This is a genomic window from Bradyrhizobium huanghuaihaiense (assembly GCF_007830635.1).
In the GTDB taxonomy this organism is placed as follows: domain Bacteria; phylum Pseudomonadota; class Alphaproteobacteria; order Rhizobiales; family Xanthobacteraceae; genus Bradyrhizobium; species Bradyrhizobium huanghuaihaiense.
On record NZ_VLLA01000012.1, the window covers coordinates 142,624 to 158,744 of the forward strand.

General features: G+C 66.2%; 17 protein-coding genes. 9 read left to right on the forward strand and 8 right to left on the reverse strand.

The annotated features are described in order from the left end of the window. Nucleotides 1-111: 111 nt before the first annotated feature. Nucleotides 112-1,095 carry a helix-turn-helix transcriptional regulator gene (locus IQ16_RS23995; protein WP_018648450.1) on the reverse strand — a complete coding sequence of 328 codons (984 nt, stop codon included), beginning with the start codon at nt 1,093-1,095 and terminating at the stop codon, nt 112-114. 282 nt (nt 1,096-1,377) lie between these two features. Between IQ16_RS23995 and IQ16_RS24000 the strand changes: the two genes are divergently transcribed. Both IQ16_RS24000 and IQ16_RS24005 read left to right on the forward strand, forming a co-directional pair. Then, nucleotides 1,378-2,115, forward strand: coding sequence for a hypothetical protein (locus IQ16_RS24000; protein WP_026312905.1), 738 nt, complete (start codon nt 1,378-1,380; stop codon nt 2,113-2,115). A 31-nt stretch (nt 2,116-2,146) separates the two neighbouring features. Next, on the forward strand, nt 2,147-3,988 hold the full coding sequence (locus IQ16_RS24005; RefSeq protein ID WP_018648451.1) for an autotransporter family protein: 1,842 nt from the start codon (nt 2,147-2,149) through the stop codon (nt 3,986-3,988). A gap of 5 nt (nt 3,989-3,993) precedes the next feature. Here IQ16_RS24005 and IQ16_RS24010 read toward each other — a convergent pair whose 3' ends face one another. Next, a complete protein-coding gene (locus IQ16_RS24010) occupies nt 3,994-4,980 on the reverse strand; it encodes a tripartite tricarboxylate transporter substrate binding protein (RefSeq protein WP_018648452.1) in 987 nt (328 codons plus the stop codon). 149 nt (nt 4,981-5,129) lie between these two features. On the opposite strand from IQ16_RS24010, the gene IQ16_RS24015 reads away from it, so the two are divergent. After that, a complete protein-coding gene (locus IQ16_RS24015; RefSeq protein WP_018648453.1) occupies nt 5,130-5,387 on the forward strand; it encodes a hypothetical protein in 258 nt (85 codons plus the stop codon). Between the two features lie 109 nt (nt 5,388-5,496). On the opposite strand, the gene IQ16_RS24020 is transcribed toward IQ16_RS24015, so the two are convergent. Then, nucleotides 5,497-6,432, reverse strand: coding sequence for a LysR family transcriptional regulator (locus tag IQ16_RS24020; protein ID WP_018648454.1), 936 nt, complete (start codon nt 6,430-6,432; stop codon nt 5,497-5,499). A 118-nt stretch (nt 6,433-6,550) separates the two neighbouring features. Here IQ16_RS24020 and IQ16_RS24025 point away from each other — a divergent pair, with 118 nt between their 5' ends. The 4 genes from IQ16_RS24025 to IQ16_RS47335 all read left to right on the forward strand — a co-directional run bounded on the left by IQ16_RS24025 (nt 6,551) and on the right by IQ16_RS47335 (nt 8,909). Further along, nucleotides 6,551-7,303 (forward strand): SDR family NAD(P)-dependent oxidoreductase, encoded by a 753-nt coding sequence (locus IQ16_RS24025; RefSeq protein WP_018648455.1) that lies wholly within the window; start codon nt 6,551-6,553, stop codon nt 7,301-7,303. Between the two features lie 36 nt (nt 7,304-7,339). Continuing rightward, a complete protein-coding gene (locus tag IQ16_RS24030) occupies nt 7,340-8,038 on the forward strand; it encodes a pirin family protein (protein ID WP_018648456.1) in 699 nt (232 codons plus the stop codon). Between the two features lie 45 nt (nt 8,039-8,083). Beyond that, the gene (wrbA, locus tag IQ16_RS24035) at nt 8,084-8,683 is read left to right on the forward strand and encodes an NAD(P)H:quinone oxidoreductase (RefSeq protein ID WP_018648457.1); all 600 of its coding nucleotides are present in this window, start codon (nt 8,084-8,086) and stop codon (nt 8,681-8,683) included. A 91-nt stretch (nt 8,684-8,774) separates the two neighbouring features. After that, nucleotides 8,775-8,909, forward strand: a complete 135-nt coding sequence (locus IQ16_RS47335) for a hypothetical protein (protein ID WP_018648458.1) — start codon at nt 8,775-8,777, stop codon at nt 8,907-8,909. Between the two features lie 13 nt (nt 8,910-8,922). Here IQ16_RS47335 and IQ16_RS24040 read toward each other — a convergent pair whose 3' ends face one another. Together IQ16_RS24040 and IQ16_RS24045 are read right to left on the reverse strand one after the other, a co-directional pair. After that, a complete protein-coding gene (locus IQ16_RS24040) occupies nt 8,923-9,807 on the reverse strand; it encodes a protein-L-isoaspartate O-methyltransferase family protein (RefSeq protein WP_018648459.1) in 885 nt (294 codons plus the stop codon). A gap of 106 nt (nt 9,808-9,913) precedes the next feature. Beyond that, nucleotides 9,914-10,390, reverse strand: a complete 477-nt coding sequence (locus IQ16_RS24045) for an Lrp/AsnC family transcriptional regulator (protein WP_018648460.1) — start codon at nt 10,388-10,390, stop codon at nt 9,914-9,916. Between the two features lie 122 nt (nt 10,391-10,512). On the opposite strand from IQ16_RS24045, the gene IQ16_RS24050 reads away from it, so the two are divergent. Then, nucleotides 10,513-11,052 carry an RBBP9/YdeN family alpha/beta hydrolase gene (locus IQ16_RS24050; RefSeq protein WP_018648461.1) on the forward strand — a complete coding sequence of 180 codons (540 nt, stop codon included), beginning with the start codon at nt 10,513-10,515 and terminating at the stop codon, nt 11,050-11,052. Nucleotides 11,053-11,073: 21 nt separating this feature from the next. Here IQ16_RS24050 and IQ16_RS45800 read toward each other — a convergent pair whose 3' ends face one another. Together IQ16_RS45800 and IQ16_RS24060 are read right to left on the reverse strand one after the other, a co-directional pair. Continuing rightward, nucleotides 11,074-12,219 carry a GNAT family N-acetyltransferase gene (locus tag IQ16_RS45800; protein WP_018648462.1) on the reverse strand — a complete coding sequence of 382 codons (1,146 nt, stop codon included), beginning with the start codon at nt 12,217-12,219 and terminating at the stop codon, nt 11,074-11,076. Between the two features lie 120 nt (nt 12,220-12,339). Continuing rightward, nucleotides 12,340-13,692, reverse strand: a complete 1,353-nt coding sequence (locus tag IQ16_RS24060; protein WP_018648463.1) for an O-antigen ligase family protein — start codon at nt 13,690-13,692, stop codon at nt 12,340-12,342. Nucleotides 13,693-13,975: 283 nt separating this feature from the next. Here IQ16_RS24060 and IQ16_RS24065 point away from each other — a divergent pair, with 283 nt between their 5' ends. Then, entirely contained in the window at nt 13,976-14,962 is a 987-nt protein-coding gene (locus tag IQ16_RS24065; RefSeq protein WP_018648464.1) for a glycosyltransferase, read from the forward strand. 15 nt (nt 14,963-14,977) lie between these two features. Here the strand turns inward: IQ16_RS24065 and IQ16_RS24070 are convergent, their stop codons facing one another. Beyond that, nucleotides 14,978-16,006 carry a glycosyltransferase family 2 protein gene (locus IQ16_RS24070; protein ID WP_018648465.1) on the reverse strand — a complete coding sequence of 343 codons (1,029 nt, stop codon included), beginning with the start codon at nt 16,004-16,006 and terminating at the stop codon, nt 14,978-14,980. Between the last annotated feature and the right edge of the window lie 115 nt (nt 16,007-16,121).

Genomic DNA, 16,121 nt, shown 5'->3' on the forward strand with positions numbered 1-16,121 from the left:
CAATCAATGAGGCGGAGGCGGGTTCTGGGCCAACAACTAAACGTGAAAGCAGGAACTCGATCTTTCCGGTGATTTTGCGCCTGCGTCGAGGGCGACGGCGACGTCCCTTCGTTAACTGCGGCCGTCCGTTTCCATCTGCCGTACCTTCGCATCGGAAGGCGTCATGCCAAAGCGCCGGCGAAAGGCTCGGTGAAAATACGAGACGTCGTTGAAGCCGGAGAGATAGGCTAGGTCGCTGATCTTGGCCGCCCGGTGCATCGGATCGCGCAGTAGCCGTGCCGCCCGCAGCAGCCGCTGTTCCAGCATGAACTCCGAGAACGTGACGCCGCTGCGCTCGAACAGCAATTGAATGGTGCGAGGGCTGGCGCGATGGCGCCGCGCGAGGTCGGCGAGCGCGAGGCTGCCGTCGCCGAGCCGCGCCAGAATGTCGGCCTTGATGGCTTCCAGCCGAGCCGCGGGGAGGCCGCGCTCTTTCGCCAATTCGGTGGCGTCGCGCCTGCCCCCGAGCACCAGCACCATCAGATCCATCAGGTGTTGCGAAACGGCGTGCTGCGCCAGCGCATCTAGTCCCTCGGCGTGTTGAACCGCGAAGTCGTAATATCGATGCAGCAGCGCAGTGAGCGCCGGGTTATGATCGAGTGGCCGCGCAACGCTGTCTTCGGCATCGGGGCAATAAGACAGCAGCGTCTTGCGGTCGAACAAAGCCGCCTTGTTGCCGCCCTCCTCGAGCTGCGAGACGAATGCGCCTTTGATGGAGGCGTCGATGAGACTGATGCCCAGCGGCGCGACTTCGAGCGCGCGACGGCCCATGACCGCGTGCAACGGCGAATCCGGCGCAATCAGCAACGCCAGATTATCGCTGGCGTTGAGCGTCATGAATCTGATCGGCGTGCCGTTGCAGAAGGATATGGTTGCCTGCGGCAACATCAATGCTTTGACGTCGCAGTGAAAAGAGCCCTCGGACAAGGGCGCAAGATCAGCTGCCATCACGCGACGGCAAAATTCCTCCCGCCACATCTCATAGGCCGGCCCACGCGGGTCGCCGGTATAGCCGAGGCGCGGCGGGCCGTGGATCGATTGGTCATCGGCCGCCATCGGCGCGCGTCTCCGGTCTGGTGTAGCGGAATACCAATATCGCCTTGGCGGATGCGCGCAACGCGCCTCAGACAAGGTTGCGCGTCAGGCCATCTTGCTTTGCGCCTTTGTCCATTTGGTACGTCAACGCCTCGCGCTGCCAGCCCAGCCATGCGTGGCGTCGCCGCAACAGGCCGGCGCAAACCGGCGTCCTTGCGCCATTAGCCATCATGCGTTTCGCACGGCTCCAAGAAACGGCGCGGCGTCCCCGCTAGCAGTTCAGAGACTGCCACGAGGGAATTGTTGTCGGTGCCGATTGGAATACAGACCCGCGCGCAAGACGTCGTGACGGCCACCGTCCTGCGCAACAGGCTGCTCGTCACGACGGCACTCGCGCCGCTGGTGCTCGCCGTATTGCCGGTCCTGATCCCCGAGCCGGCGCTCGCAGCCTGCACGGTGACCGGCACCGGCACGATCGGCGCGCTGAACTCGGGCGACGTTGCCACCTGTACCGGTCTCGGCAACACCGATCACATCAACGCCACCGGCGGCAGCAACGTCACCGTGAATGTCGGCGATGGCACGGCGACGTCGCTCATGCCCGGCGCAGGCATTCCCGCGGTCGTCTTCGACGGCACATCGAATTCGAATGTGACCGTCAACAACCAGGCCACGGTCTCCAATGATAGCAGCGCCGTGCTCCTCTCCAACGGCTCGAACAGCAACACCGTGACGATCGCAGCCGGCGCACTTGCCGAGGCTACGGGTCTCGCCGAGGCGGCGATCGTCATCGACAACTCGAACGGCAACGTCGTCAACATTCGCGGGTCGGCAGCCGGCACCGGTGGAGGAACGATCGGGCTCCGCCTCATCGGAACCTCAGCCGGGAACGTCGTCACTGTCTATCAGGGCGGGTCGATCACCGGCGGCCACACTGGCGTGGAATGGCTTGCCGGCGGCAACACTCTCATCAATGCCGGCCGATCTCCGCCAGCTTCAGTCTGGGAATCCTCGGCTCTTCGGTGTCGATACCGTCATTAACTCCGGGACCATCTCCGGCGGCATCGATCTGATGGGCGGTGATGACGTGCTCACGCTCGTGCCCGGCTCGACGATCGTCGGAAACGTGCGCGGCGGGACCGGTGTCGACACGCTGGGTTTTGGCGGCGCCGGAAACGCCACGTTCGACCTCGGATCCCTCGGCACCGCCCTGCAGTATGACGAGTTCGAGTTGCTCGCGAAAACCGGTACCTCCGTCTGGACGCTGACCGGCACCACGGCGTTCAACGGCGCGACGACTGTCGATGCCGGCGGCCTGATCGTGAACGGCACGTTGCCGTCGGTGGTCACCGTCAACGGCGGTTATCTCGGCGGCACCGGCACGGTCGGCGGCATCGTCGTCAACAATGGCGGCACGATCGCTCCCGGCAATTCGATCGGGACGCTCAACGTCAGCGGCAACGTCACCTTCAACGCCGGCTCGACCTTCCAGGTCGAGATCAACGCCGGCGGCCAGTCGGACAAGATCGCGGCAACGGGCACGGTCACGCTCAATGGCGGCACGGTGCAGATCGTGCCGCTCGGCGCGGGCTTCCTCGCCAACACCCAATATACGATCCTCACCGCGACCGGCGGCGTCAGCGGCACATTCGCGACGCTCACGACCTCGGGCAGCCCGCTGGTCTCCGGGCAGCTCAGCTACGATGCCAACAACGTCTATTTCATCCTGCAGCAGATCGGCGGCTTCGGCACGCTGTCGGGCCTGACGCCGAACCAGGCCGCAGTCGCCGGCGCGCTGGACCAGGCGCAGGCTGGCGGCGCATCGGCAGCCCTTGGCACCGCGATCAACACGCTGGCCGCACTCAGTACGCCGGGTATCAAGGCCGGCCTCGACGATCTCACCGGGCAAGTCCATGCCGACGGACGCCGCTTCAGCGCCGATCAGGCCGACATGTTCCAAAACTTCATGTGGAACGCCGGCACGCAGTCGCGCGGCGAAGCCGTACGCATGTCGGCCTCGTCCTATGCGGAGGAGCCGGCGGACCCGATCGGGAAGGCGCTGAGCCGTCGCCGCGCTGCGCCGCTGCAGAGTGTCTGGTTCGGCGGCTACGGCAATTGGGACAAGGTCGCCGCCAGCAACATTGCGTTCGGGACGAGCACGGCCGTCGGCGGTGCGGCGCTCGGCGCCGATCTCTGGCACATGCCGGGCTTCACCGCGGGCCTTGCAGTCGGCGCATCGACCGGCCAGTTGCGCATGGCCGGCCGCGCCGACCGCATCGAGGCCAATGCCGGGCATGCCGGCGTCTACGCGCGCGGCGAAGCCGGCGGATTCAATGTCGCATCCGCCATCAGCTATTCCTTCGCGGCACTCGATTCCTCGCGCACGATCTCGTTCCTCGGAGAAACTGCGACCGCCTCCTCGCGGGCGAACACTTTCGCCGTCTCGCTCGGCATCGCGCGTCCGTTCGCGGCCGGATGGGGCTTTATAGCCGAGCCGTTCGCCAAGGCCGACTGGTACGCGACCCGGCAGGGCAGCCTGTCCGAAACCGGTGCGCCCGGCGTCAATCAGCTGGTGCGGGCCGGCAGCTTCGACGTCGGCTATGGCACGCTGGGCCTGCGCGCCAATCACCGCGTGACGATGCCGAACGGCCATGCCGCGCAGCTTGGCGCGACAATTGCCGTGCGCCATGAGTTCACGGGCAGCGCCGCGACCACGACGGCAGCCCTCGAAGGCGCCCCCGGCATTCCGTTCGCGATCACCGGCGTTGAGCGCGCACGCACGGTGGCGCTCACCGGGGCCGAGCTCCGCTGGGACCTCACGACCGCGACGTCGTTCAAGGCCTCCTGGGAAGGCGCGTTCGCATCGGGATACGACCGGCACACATTGCGGGGACTGGTCCGCAGCGAATTCTAGGCCCCCTACTCCACCTTGCCGATCTTCTTCACCGCCGCGATCAGCCGCGCGCTGTCAGCCGCCACGAATTGCGAGAAGGCCGGCGCGTCCTGATAGGCGACGAGACTGCCTGATGTCTCGAAGGCCTTGAGCACGTCAGGGCTCGTCATCACCTGCGCCATCGCCTCACGCAGGCGGCTGGCGATCGGCGCGGGAAGAGAGCTCTGCGCGAACAGCCCGGCCCAGATGTACATCTCGACGTCCTTGTAACCGAGCTCCTGGAAGGTCGGCACGTCGGGAAAGCTCGCGATGCGCTGCGCGCCGCAATTGCCGAGCACGCGCAGCTTGCCGTCGTCGACCTGCGGCTTCAGCGTCCCCGGTGCCGCCGCGATCGCCTGCACGGTGCCGCTGAGCAACGCCGTGAGCGCAGGACCCGCGCCGCGGAACGGCACGTGCATGAGCTTGATGCCGGCGCTGTTCGCAAACATTTCCATCGCCACATGCAGCGTGCCGTAGGGCCCCGACGAGCCATAGGTGATCTGGCCGGGACGCTTCTTCGCATCCTCGACGAAGTCCTGCGCGGTCTTCCAGGGCGCCGACGCGGGCACCGCGAGCAGCGTGGGGTCGGCCAGCACGCGCGCGATCGGCATGAATTGCGAGACCTCGTAGGCAGCGGGACGGTCGAACAGCCGGTCTGCCTCGGGCAGCACCGCGAGCGAGGACAGCGTCATCAGCAGCGTGTAGCCGTCGGGCTCGGCGCGCGCCGCGGCGGCATTGCCGACCGATCCACCACCGCCGCCGGCGCGGTTGTCGACGATGACGGGCTTGCCGAGGACCCGTTCCAGCGCCATCGCGACCGGGCGCGCCGCGAGATCGGCCTGGCCGCCGGCCGGAAACGGCACGATCATGGTGATGTTGCGCGCCGGATAGGCTTGCGCGAAGGCCGGATCCGGCCAGGCAGCCCGCAGCAACGGCAATGCCGCAGCCGCGCGCAGGAGATCGCGTCGATCCATGGTGGTGCCTCCCCCAGATTTTCTTTGTTTCTCCGGCCAGCCTAGCGTGGCGGCCGGCAAGAACAAGCCGTTTACGAAGCGTTAACCATGTCCGGCCGGGTGCGGAACGCATCGGCGGACCTGCGGGTTGCCCTTCCCGGGAGGGAGTGATGCACAATCTTGGGACTATCGACGTCGCTCTGGACGAGATGCTGGTCAATCTCGCCGCGATCGTCTTGCGGCTTTCGGAGCCGGATGTGACGCGAACGCCGGAAGCTCGGCGGGCCCTGGCGAAATCCGTCCATCAATACGCGGTGTGCGCAGCCCACTCGACCGATCCGCGGGTTCACGAATTGAAGACGCGATTGGAAGGGACGCTGAAGCCGAACCTGCGCATCGTTGCGATCAACGGCGCGAAGGTGTCGTAGTCACACTCCGTCATTGCGAGCGCAGCGAAGCAATCCAGAGTGTCTCCGCGGTGGGATTCTGGATTGCTTCGCTGCGCTCGCAATGACGAGATCGTCGGGAACGCTCGCGCTACGCTCCCTTCACCTTCCCGCGCGGCCGCCGCTTGCAGGTGCCCGGGAGCTTCGCCGCGAGGAAATCGCCGAGGGCTTCGACGCGTGCGGGACGCGGGCCGCCGGGCGGGGTCACCAGATGCACGGCGCCTTCGGCCTGCTTCCAGTCCTTCAGGATCACTTCGACGGCGCCGGAGGAGATCGCTTCGCCGACGATGAATTCGGGAAGCTCGGCGATGCCGAGGCCTGCGATCAATGACGGCATCACGGCTTCGCCATTGTTGACGCGAAGCGGGCCGCCCGGACGTACGCTCGCCTGCTCGCCGGCCGAATTGGTGTAGTGCCAGATGTTCGGCGTCGACATGTAGGCGTAGCTGAAGCATCTGTGCTCGGCCAGATGCATCGGATGCGTCGGGCGGCCGTGACGCCTCAGATAGGACGGCGCGGCCACGGTGAAGCGCGGCATGGTGAAGAGCCGGCGCGCGATCAGCGAGGAGTCCGGCAGCCGTGCGATCCGCACCGCCATGTCAAAGCCCTCGCCGATCAAATCCACCGTCGCATCGCTTAAGTGAAGATCGACCGAGACTTCCGGATAGGCCTCGAAGAACTCCGGCAGCAGCGGCGCCACCGCCTTGATGCCGAACGTCATGGGCACCGCGAGCCGCACCAGGCCGCGCGGCGCCACCGATTGCGCCAGCGCCTCGTTCTCGGCCGCCTCGCCGTCGGCGAGCAGACGCGTCGCGCGGTCGGCGAGCTTGTGGCCGGCATCGGTCAGCGCGAGCCGGCGCGAGGTGCGGTTGAACAGGCGGGCGCCGAGCCGCTCCTCCAGCCGGGTCACGGCCTTCGAGACCGTCGCCTTGGACATCGCGAGCTCGCTCGCGGCCCCCGCAAAGGACCGTAATTCCACGACTTTTGCGAAAATCGCGAGCGCCTCGAAATCGGGGAGTTTTGCCATGGCCTCGGTCCAATCGGAGAATTTCAGGAAACAATGCGTTTCGACAGTTTCTATTTCTATACCACAGGCGGAGGCTTATCCAAGGGTCAATCGCAAACCCACGGAATGGAGAAATCCAATGACCAAGAAGCTCTCAGGCAAGGTTGCCCTCGTCACCGGCGGCTCGCGCGGCATCGGCGCGGCCTCCGCCCGCGCACTCGCCGATCAAGGCGCGGATGTCGCCATCAGCTATGTCGCCTCGCCCGACAAGGCGGAAGCCGTCGTCACTGAACTGAAGGCCAAGGGCGTCAGGGCGCGTGCCTTCAAGGCGGACCAGGCCTCGGCGAAGGACGTGACGCAGCTCGTCAACGACGTCGCCAAGGAATTCGGCCGTCTCGACATCCTCGTCAACAATGCCGGCGTCGCCGCCGGCGGCGCTGTCAACGATGCCAATGCAGATACGGACGCGCTGGCGCGCCAGGACCAGGTCAACGTGCATGGCGTGATCGCGGCGATCCGCGCCGCCTCGCAGCTGATGGGTGAAGGCGGCCGCATCGTCACCGTCGGCTCGATGCTCGCCGACCGCGCCTCGTTCCCGGGCCTTGCCGACTACGTCGCCACCAAGGCGGCCGTCGTCGGCTACACCAAGGGCGCGGCGCGCGACTTGGGTCCGCGCGGCATCACCGTCAACGTGGTGCAGCCCGGCTCGATCAACACCGACATGAATCCGGACGACGACCGCGACTTCGCGGAAGCCCAGCGCAAGCAGCACGCGCTGCAGCGCTTCGGCCGGCCCGAGGAAGTCGCCGCCGGCGTGGTCTTCCTCGCAAGCCCGGAAGCCTCCTTCGTCACCGGCACGGTGCTCAATGTCGACGGCGGGTTTGGCGCGTAACGCCAAACCCCTCCCCTCCAATCAGGACCCACTTCCATGATCGAACTCAGACCTTTCGCAAAGCTCGGCGGCGCCGACCACGGCTGGCTCAAGGCCAAGCACCATTTCTCCTTCGCAAGCCATTATGACCCGAACAACATGGGACATGGCGCCTTGCGGGTGTGGAACGACGACGAGATCGCACCGAACACCGGCTTTCCCGCCCATCCTCACGCCAACATGGAAATCATCACCTATGTGCGCGAGGGCGCGATCACCCACCAGGACAGCCTCGGCAACGAGGGGCGCACTGAAGCGGGCGACGTGCAGGTGATGAGCGCCGGCAGCGGCATCCGTCACTCCGAATACAATCTCGAACCGACCCAGACGCGCATATTCCAGATCTGGATCGAGCCGACGCAACGCGGCGGACAGCCGACCTGGGGCTCGAAGCCTTTCCCCAAGGCGGATCGCTCCGGCAAGCTCGTCACCATCGCGAGCGGCTTCGAGAATGACACGGACGCGCTGCCGATCCGCGCCGATGCGCGGGTGCTCGCCACCACGCTGAAGGCGGGCGAGAGCGCGGAGTACGAGCCGCAGACGTCGCGGCATCTCTACCTCGTGCCTGCGGCGGGTGCCGTCGAGATCAACGGCGTGCGCGTCAACGCCCGCGACGGCGCGGCGATCCGCGACGAGGCCAGGCTGAAGATCACGGCGCTCGAAGACTCCGAGCTCGTGCTCGTCGACGCCGCCTAACGATCCAAACGACCAATCATCCCACCAATCCCAACGGAGACCACCGTGACCAAAGTTCTCGTCCTCTATTATTCCGCCTATGGCCACATCGAGGCGATGGCCAATGCCGTCGCCGAAGGCGCGCGCGAGGCCGGCGTCACCGTCGACATCAAGCGCGTGCCGGAGCTGGTGCCGGCCGAGGTCGCCAAAGCCTCCTATTACAAGCTCGACCAGGCCGCACCGGTGGCCAAGATCGAGGATCTCGCCAATTACGATGCAATCATCGTCGGCACCGGCACCCGCTTCGGCCGGATGGCCTCGCAGATGGCGAACTTCTTGGACCAGGCCGGCGGACTCTGGGCCAAGGGCGCGCTGCACGGCAAGGTCGGCGGCGCCTTCACTGCCAGCGCGACCCAGCATGGCGGCCAGGAGACGACGCTGTTCTCGATCATCACCAACCTGCTGCATTTCGGCATGGTCGTGGTCGGCATGAACTACGGCTTTGCCGGCCAGATGAAGCTCGACGAGGTCACGGGCGGTGCGCCCTATGGCGCCACCACGATCACCGGCGGCGACGGCAGCCGCCAGCCCAGCGCCAACGAGCTCGCCGGCGCGCGCTATCAGGGCCGGCAGATCGCGGAGACGGCCAAAAAGCTGCATGGCTGATGCGGCATGGCTGATACGAATGGGGCGGCATTCTCCTTCGGGAATGCCGCCCCATATGCATGAGCAGGATATTTCACCCAAAGCGAGACCAATGGCTTTCGAACTCTTGTTGATCGCGCAGATGATCCGCAAGCCAGCGCAGGCGCTGGCGCGGCGCTGGTACTGCCGCAGCCTGTTTCGCGCCTCGCGCGGCCGCTTTCACTGCGCCGGGTGCACGGGATCGTGAGGCGGCAATTCCGCTAGGCCTGCGTGATGTCGGCATGAGGCTGAACTGACACCACTGGCATGGGCGCCGGCGCGGTCGACAGCCACCAGCCCTCACCGGCAAACCAGCATGTCTCGTCGGGAGCGCCCTCTCTCCGCAGCGACTGCACACCCTCCCATCCTCTCGCAAACGCTTCGGCCAGTCGCCGGGCGGCATCCGCATCCTGCAATCCCGCACAGCCGATGAACTGGGCACGGCTGAGAAATTTCGCCGGCCAGATCGCGCCGCCGTCCGGGCGGGTGATCATCAACATGCCGCCGAGCGTGCTTTCGGGCGCGAGCGGAAACACCAGCCGTCCGCCGGGCCGCAGCGCCTCGAGCCATTCCGCCGCCGGCTGCGCCGCGCCCGCGCAGACATAGATCACGTCCGCAGCCGGCAGATTGGATCCGATGCCCGAACGGTCGCGCACGTCGACATGAGCGACATCCTTCAGATTGTCGCGCGCAAGTCCCGCCAGACGCTCGTCGATCTCATAGGCATGAACGCGGCCACGCGGGCCGGCGAGATGCGCGAGGATCGCGGTGTAATAGCCGCTGCCCGCGCCGATCTGGATCACAGTCTCGCCCTCCCTGACGGCGCAGCCGGTGAGCCAATATGCGTGTGCACCGGGCATGCCTATGTTGAGGCCGCGCGCCGGATCCAGCGCGAGCAGCGCGTTCTGATAGAGGAAGGCGGGATCATCGTCAGGCGTGACCACATAGGGATGACCGCCGAGACAGATCGACCACGGCCCGGGCCCGACGAAAGGCTCGCGCCTGACGGTCCGAAAGGCCTCCTCAAGTCGGGGATCCGCAGACTTCGCCGCGGAGCAGATCAACTGCGCATAGAATGCGCGATATTTTGCCGAACGATCTTCCATGTCGCCTCCGGAAAACGAGGGCGACGATAACACAACGGGTGCGACAACCGGAAGTTTCGAGGGCTTTGTGACGGCGCGGTGACGTGCCGATCACGCAAGCCGCGCCTCAACTGCGTTCGGTTTTCTTCCTGACGAGATCCTTGCCGATCGGCCGCGCGGGCTCGCTCCGCAGCACCAGCGAGGTCGTGACAGTGCCGAAGCCGGCGATGCGATCCACGATGGTCTCGAGGTCCTCCGGGGCAGGAACGAGCACCTTGAGCACGAAGCAGTCGTCGCCGGTCACGCGATGGACTTCGATGATGTGAGGAATTTCGCTGAACCGTTTGAGGCAGGTCTTGATGTGCTCGTGCGAGGTGCGCAGGCGCACCAGCGCCATCAGGCCGAGCCCGAGCGCCCGCGGGTTGATGCGGGCGCCGTAGCCTTCGATGATGCCGGCTTCCTCGAGCCGCTTGACGCGTTCGGAGATCGCCGGCTGGGACAATCCGACGGAGCGGCCCAGCTCGGACAGTGGCACGCGCGCATTGGTTTGCAGCGCCTCGAGGATCTTCAAATCCTTGGCGTCGATGCTTCCGAAGCGATCCAACAAAATTCTCCCTTCCGCCTTGAGATCATCGGCAGATGGTCGATTCCGCCGATGACTTGCCATGTGATGCAGGACCGCGGTCGGTCACTCTGCGACGTCATCTCAGATATCACGGAACGTTCATGCACGACATCATCACATTGCCCGGCCTCGGCGGCTCCGGAGACACCCATTGGCAGACGCTGTGGGAGCGCACTGATGCGCGCTTCACGCGATTCCGGCCCGCGAGCTGGGACCAGCCGGACCTCGACGACTGGGAGCAAGCCCTGGAGCGCGCGGTCGCGCGCTGCGCCAAGCCGCCCGTCCTGGTCGCCCACAGCCTCGCCTGCCTGCTGGTGGCGCACTGGGCCGCGCGCTTCCCGTCCGCGATTGCCGGCGCTGTTCTGGTCGCTGTGCCCGATCCGGATGGCGGCAATTTTCCCGCGGAGGCCATGGCGTTCAAGCCGGTGCCGGAACGCCCGCTGCGCTTTCCCGCGCTGATCATCGCGAGCACGAATGATCCCTATGGAGCGATCGAGGTGACACGGCGGCGGGCGCAGGACTGGCAGTCCGGCCTGATCGTGCCGGGCGCACTCGGCCACATCAATGCCACGAGCGGGCTCGGCGACTGGCCGCAGGGACGCGCATTGCTCGACGCCTTTCGCGCAGGCCTTCCGAGATGACGGCGAAACAGAGGGCGCCCGTCAGCGCGCCACCTTGCCCATCGCCCGCGCAGCCAAGGCGGCGAGCCTGGGGTGACGGCGCAGGCCCTGCGCGGCGTGGTCGCGCCAGGCGAAAGGCGCACCGCGCCAGGACAGCGCGACGGTGGCATCTGTCAGCGGCACCTGCACGGCGCCCAGCCGGCGCTTGTAGTCCTGATTGCCGATGCTGAGATCGAAGCGGCGCACGCCTTGTGCATGCAGCGCCTCCATGGTGCGTTCGGTCGCGAGCAGTCCGGGAGAAAAGTTTGCCCAGGTTCTGCCGGTGTGACTGATGCGCAGCAGGAGGTAGGTCGCACCGTAGCGGACGCCGAACGTCGTCGCCGCGATACCCTTGTCACAGACCAGAGCCGAGATGACGGCATAACCTTCAGCGACACCCTGGCGCGCCACCTCGCGATAGAATCGGGCGTGAACATCGTCGTTCAGGACGAACGGCGAGCCAAGCTGTCTCATCCGCTCCTCTTGCTGGGCGTCCATCACATCGAGAAACTGGCGCGCGCGCTCGGCATCCGTCGCGATCTCGAACCTTGCATTGCCAAGGCGGCTGAAGACGCGCCAGCACCGCGGCATCTGCATGCGCCTGATCGAGGCCTGATAAGCTTCATAATCGTCGCCGATCAGGACGAGGTTGCCGTTGACCGAGCAGGATCCGGCACGGCCGAGCGACACCAGCGGGTTGGGCCTGCCGCCGACCTGCGCCGGCATCTTCTTCAGGCGCAACAGGTCGAAGCGGTCGGGCAAGGCGCGCAACGCCTCGACCAGCGCCTTGCCGATCGCATCCATCGCCGCCGGATCCAGCGCGGCATCGAGCGGCAGGATCGGGGCGTTGTTGTCGCAGACGCCGAGATCGGCGAATTCGACGATGCGGATGCCGCGCCTGACATGGCTGATCATCGGCACGACCGTGATGTCCTTGCCGGTCGCGACATCGGAGATCACGGCGATCAGCGGCGCAACGTCGTCAAACGCCTCGTACCAGGCGCCGAGCCAGTAACCATGCTGGAAAGCGGTGCGATGGCCGGCACTCAGGCGTGCGGCAGCCTGCCGCCAGTCACGCAGGAAGTCGACCGCGATTCCCGGCGTGCTGGACACAAGACCATCTGGCTGCTCGACGCTGAGAAACGTCATCCCCGGTACATACGATTACTGAATGTTTCGAGATAGATTATGTTTTGTCGCACACCACAAGCGACGTCGCGGCTTATCGTTAAGCCGGTGCAACCACGGCGCCGCGAGTGCGACAAGCTGTCAGCGTTGGGGTTCCGTCTGGTCAACGCACTGGAACCTTGCGAGGAAGTGCAGGCCCGCCACCGCGAGGGCGAACATGAACCAGATCGGATTCTGCCGTTCGAGCAGGAAGGTCTCGGTGGCGCCGTAGTAGAGGCCGAACAGCCAGACGGTCAGGAACAGCTTTGCCAGTGCGCTGCTTCGGTTGTGAGCCTGGGCGGACTGGAAATTGCGGAGCGGCGCGAGCACGAAGACAAGGATCACCAGCAGCAAGCCCGGAAGGCCGATGGTGACCGCGAGATCGAGATAGGAGTTGTGGCTGTGCGCGGCTGACGTCGCCCATTCGGCGCCCTGGGCGGTCTGCCGCGCGGAGACGTCGTCCCAGAAAGCCGCATAGCCGTGACCGATGAGCGGCTTTTCGGCGACGGCCGCGAGCGCGAACTCCCAGATGGCGGAACGGCCGGTGAAGGTGGGATCGAGCGGAAGCAGCCGCGTCATCGCCCCGAGCGCCGGGCTCAGCACGCTGCCCACCGTCAGCAGGTTCATCGCGATCAGCGGCACGAAGCAGATGAGCCGCTTCAGCCACAGGCTGCGCGTGACATAGACAAGCGAGGCCAGCGCGTAGATCGCAAGGCACAGCACCGAGGAGGTCTTGCCGCCGGTGAAGATCAGGAAGATGCCGGCGAGCACGGCGATCGCCGGCCCCATCACGAACGATCCGACGGCGGACAGGTAAATGCCGACATAGACCAGCACGGTCATCACCGGCGAAGCCACGTTCTTGTGGCCGAAGCTGCCGCGCCAGTCGCCGGCGAGCTGCGGCTCGGTGACGTCGAGCGCGGTGTGGATCGAATATTGCGGGGCGAGGACAACGCCGAGATAGCACAGCGCGAGCAGCGCGAGTGCGGCGGCGCCGAGGCACAAATTGAAGCTGCGCTGCGTCGGCGGCAGGAGCGGCAGCAGAACGGCGAGCGAGGTCACGCTGGCCGCGAGCACGAAACGCTGGATCGAGACGCCGCGACTCTCGGAGAAGACGATGTTGATCAACAGCCAGCCGACCAGACACACATGCAGCGGTGTCACCAGGCTCTTCAACGCGGGTGCATCCGTGACCGCGACGAGCAGTACCGCGACCGCAGCCAGAAGACCCCAGGCGACGTAGGTCAGCGCCATACGTCCGCCGACGACGGTGGCCGCGTCCTCGCTGCGCAGGTCGGGAAACGGATCGAGCGTCACCAGGATGAGAAGCAGGGCCGCAATCGCGACGAGACAGCGCGCCGCCCGCATGGCGTTCAGCCCGGCAAGGCTCTCGCGCAGGATGTGGCCGAGCGATGGGGTCTCGACGTCGGTGGTGTCAGCGGCGCTGCGATCCATGGCTCAAGGCAGATGATGAAGCCGGCGGAAGCCTCACGTCCTACCTCATCCCCGTTAACCGTCCGTCAACCAGTGCGGCCGAGCGGCGCTGGCGCACTCCTCCATATTTCCGCAAGCTCAATGCCGTCGACTTAACGTTACTTGACGAAACCGGCGACGCGCAGATCTCGCCCGCAATGATTTGCCGGCAATGCGAGTATCATCCGGCACGAGTTTTTCGATCGCGGGTCCTGCCAGCGCCCAGATCGCCCCGGTTAACGGATCATTAAGAACGAGCCGCCGCTTGATCACCGCCGAAGACATTCTCGAACTGCCGGCCTCATCTCGCGTGGCGACGCCGGCGCGTCCGCCGCTGCAGGTCGGCTCGACCATTGCGGTGTCCGTCGTCATTCCCGCCAAGAACGTCGCCGCCTATATCGGCGAAACCCTCGCCAGCGCGCTGTCGCAGGGCGAGGTGGGCGAAGTGATCGTCGTCGACGACGGCTCGACCGACCAGACCGTCGCGATCGTTCGCGCCATCCGTGACCCGCGGCTGCACCTGATGAGCAACGACTCCGCCGGCGTGTCGGCCGCACGCAATCTCGGCGCGCGGCATGCGGGCGGCGAGTGGCTGCTGTTCCTCGACGCCGACGACCGCCTGCGCCCCGGCGCGGTGGCGGCACTGCTCGCGACGGCGCGCGATGCTCCACGCGCGGTTCTCGTCTACGGCGACTACAACACCATTGACAGCGAAGGACGGCAGATCGGTCGGCGGGGCCTGTTGAAAGGGCGCCGCAAGCCCTCGGGCGACGTGCTGGCACGGCTCGCCAGCGGCAATTTCATCGTCAATGGCGGCATCGCGCTCGCCCGTGCCGAGGCCTTCCGCGCCATCGGCGGCTTCGATACCTCGCTCAGATATTGCGAGGACTGGCATTGCTGGTGCCGCCTTGCCGCGATCGGCGAGTTCGAGTTCGCACCGAAGCTGCTGCTCGACTACCGCCTGCACACCGCCAACACCATGAACGCGGCGGTACGGACGCCGAAGGATTTCTTTCCCGCGATCGCGCGGGTCTTCGACGACGGCCTGATCCTGGCGAGACTGCCCGCGGGCGCGGCCGCCGGGCTGCGCCTCGCCGCGGAGATTCATCTCGTCACCTATTCGGCGATGCAAGCGGTCCGCTTCGGCAGATATCGCGACGCCCTTGGCTATCTCACGATGGTTGGCCGGCGCTCGCTCAAGGCGCTGCCGCGCGCCGCGGCCAGGACAGCTCTCGCCCGCTTCGGCATCTAACCCTTCTCTGCGGCGTCAGGATAGGATCTTCGAGGCTTCATAGGGCTTCGGCTCGATGCCGAATGCCGCCAGCATGGAGCCGAACGCGACCAGCGCGGGATGCATGGCGACGACCGTCTTCGAGGTCGCCAGCAGACGCGCCGCACGCAGCAGCGACAGCGGCAGGCGGCCGAGCATCTGCGCGAACACCCGCACTCGCGCCGCCACGCTCTGCGCGGCCTTGTACTGCACGCGATAATTGATCGCGCCGATGCGCAAGCCCCGCTTGGCAATCCAACCGAAGCTGGTGCGGCTCTGCGGCACGGTCTCGGTGATGACCGCCTCAGCCGTCCAATGAAACAGCATGCCGGCGTCGCGGCACCGCACGAAGAAATCGCAGTCGCCGCCGCCGAGAAAGTTGAAGCGCAGATCGAACGCGGGCTTGTCGAACCGCTCGAACGCCGCGCGGGTGATCAGGCAATTGCCGCAGCCATAGATCAGCGGCACCGCGCCGCTGTAATCATAGGCCGGGCAAAAGGCGGGATGACGCGCGAGCCACGGCTTGCTGTCGTCGTCGAAGACCGGCAGCACCGGGCCGCCGACGATTTCGGCGCCGGTCGCCTCCGCGGTGCGGACCATCAGCTCGAGCCAGTCGGGTGATGCGATCTCGTCGTCGTCGATCATCAGGAAGCGGGTCGCGGCGGGAAACAGCGCCTGCGCCGTCTCGAACGCGGCGTTGATCGCCTGGCAATTGCCCTGCCGCCGCTCGACGAGGCAGATGCCCTGGAGCCTGCCGTCGGCGAGATACTCCGCGGCGACCGGCGCGCTCTCGCGCTTCGCCGCGTCGTTCTCGACCATGACGACGGCAAAGGAACGCGGGGTGCGCTGGCTTGCGAGCGAGTCCAGCGTCAGCCGCAGATGCTGCGGGCGGCGGAAGCAGGGAATGCAGACGACGATGCCGACCGACAGGTCGATGACGCGGGAGCTCGCGACGATCTCCCGATTGGGATCGCGCACGGCATCCGATATCCGGCTGGCAGACAGGTCTGTCGGGATCAATGTCATGGCGGTCTAAATGCCCGAGATATGTTGAAAAAGCCCTGCGCCGGTCGCATGCGCCAGGGCTATCGTCCCGCGACGGTACAGCGTCGCGGGACAGTTGCGTCTCGAAGTGGACAGC

Bases quoted from the DNA above. Each gene is read 5' to 3' on its own strand.
- IQ16_RS23995 (WP_018648450.1), bottom strand. From the start codon at position 1,095: ATGGCGGCCGATGACCAATCGATCCACGGCCCGCCGCGCCTCGGCTAT.
- IQ16_RS24005 (WP_018648451.1), top strand. From the start codon at position 2,147: ATGGGCGGTGATGACGTGCTCACGCTCGTGCCCGGCTCGACGATCGTC.
- IQ16_RS24010 (WP_018648452.1), bottom strand. From the start codon at position 4,980: ATGGATCGACGCGATCTCCTGCGCGCGGCTGCGGCATTGCCGTTGCTG.
- IQ16_RS24015 (WP_018648453.1), top strand. From the start codon at position 5,130: ATGCACAATCTTGGGACTATCGACGTCGCTCTGGACGAGATGCTGGTC.
- IQ16_RS24020 (WP_018648454.1), bottom strand. From the start codon at position 6,432: ATGGCAAAACTCCCCGATTTCGAGGCGCTCGCGATTTTCGCAAAAGTC.
- IQ16_RS24025 (WP_018648455.1), top strand. From the start codon at position 6,551: ATGACCAAGAAGCTCTCAGGCAAGGTTGCCCTCGTCACCGGCGGCTCG.
- IQ16_RS24030 (WP_018648456.1), top strand. From the start codon at position 7,340: ATGATCGAACTCAGACCTTTCGCAAAGCTCGGCGGCGCCGACCACGGC.
- IQ16_RS47335 (WP_018648458.1), top strand. From the start codon at position 8,775: ATGGCTTTCGAACTCTTGTTGATCGCGCAGATGATCCGCAAGCCAGCG.
- IQ16_RS24040 (WP_018648459.1), bottom strand. From the start codon at position 9,807: ATGGAAGATCGTTCGGCAAAATATCGCGCATTCTATGCGCAGTTGATC.
- IQ16_RS24050 (WP_018648461.1), top strand. From the start codon at position 10,513: ATGCACGACATCATCACATTGCCCGGCCTCGGCGGCTCCGGAGACACC.
- IQ16_RS45800 (WP_018648462.1), bottom strand. From the start codon at position 12,219: ATGACGTTTCTCAGCGTCGAGCAGCCAGATGGTCTTGTGTCCAGCACG.
- IQ16_RS24060 (WP_018648463.1), bottom strand. From the start codon at position 13,692: ATGGATCGCAGCGCCGCTGACACCACCGACGTCGAGACCCCATCGCTC.
- IQ16_RS24070 (WP_018648465.1), bottom strand. From the start codon at position 16,006: ATGACATTGATCCCGACAGACCTGTCTGCCAGCCGGATATCGGATGCC.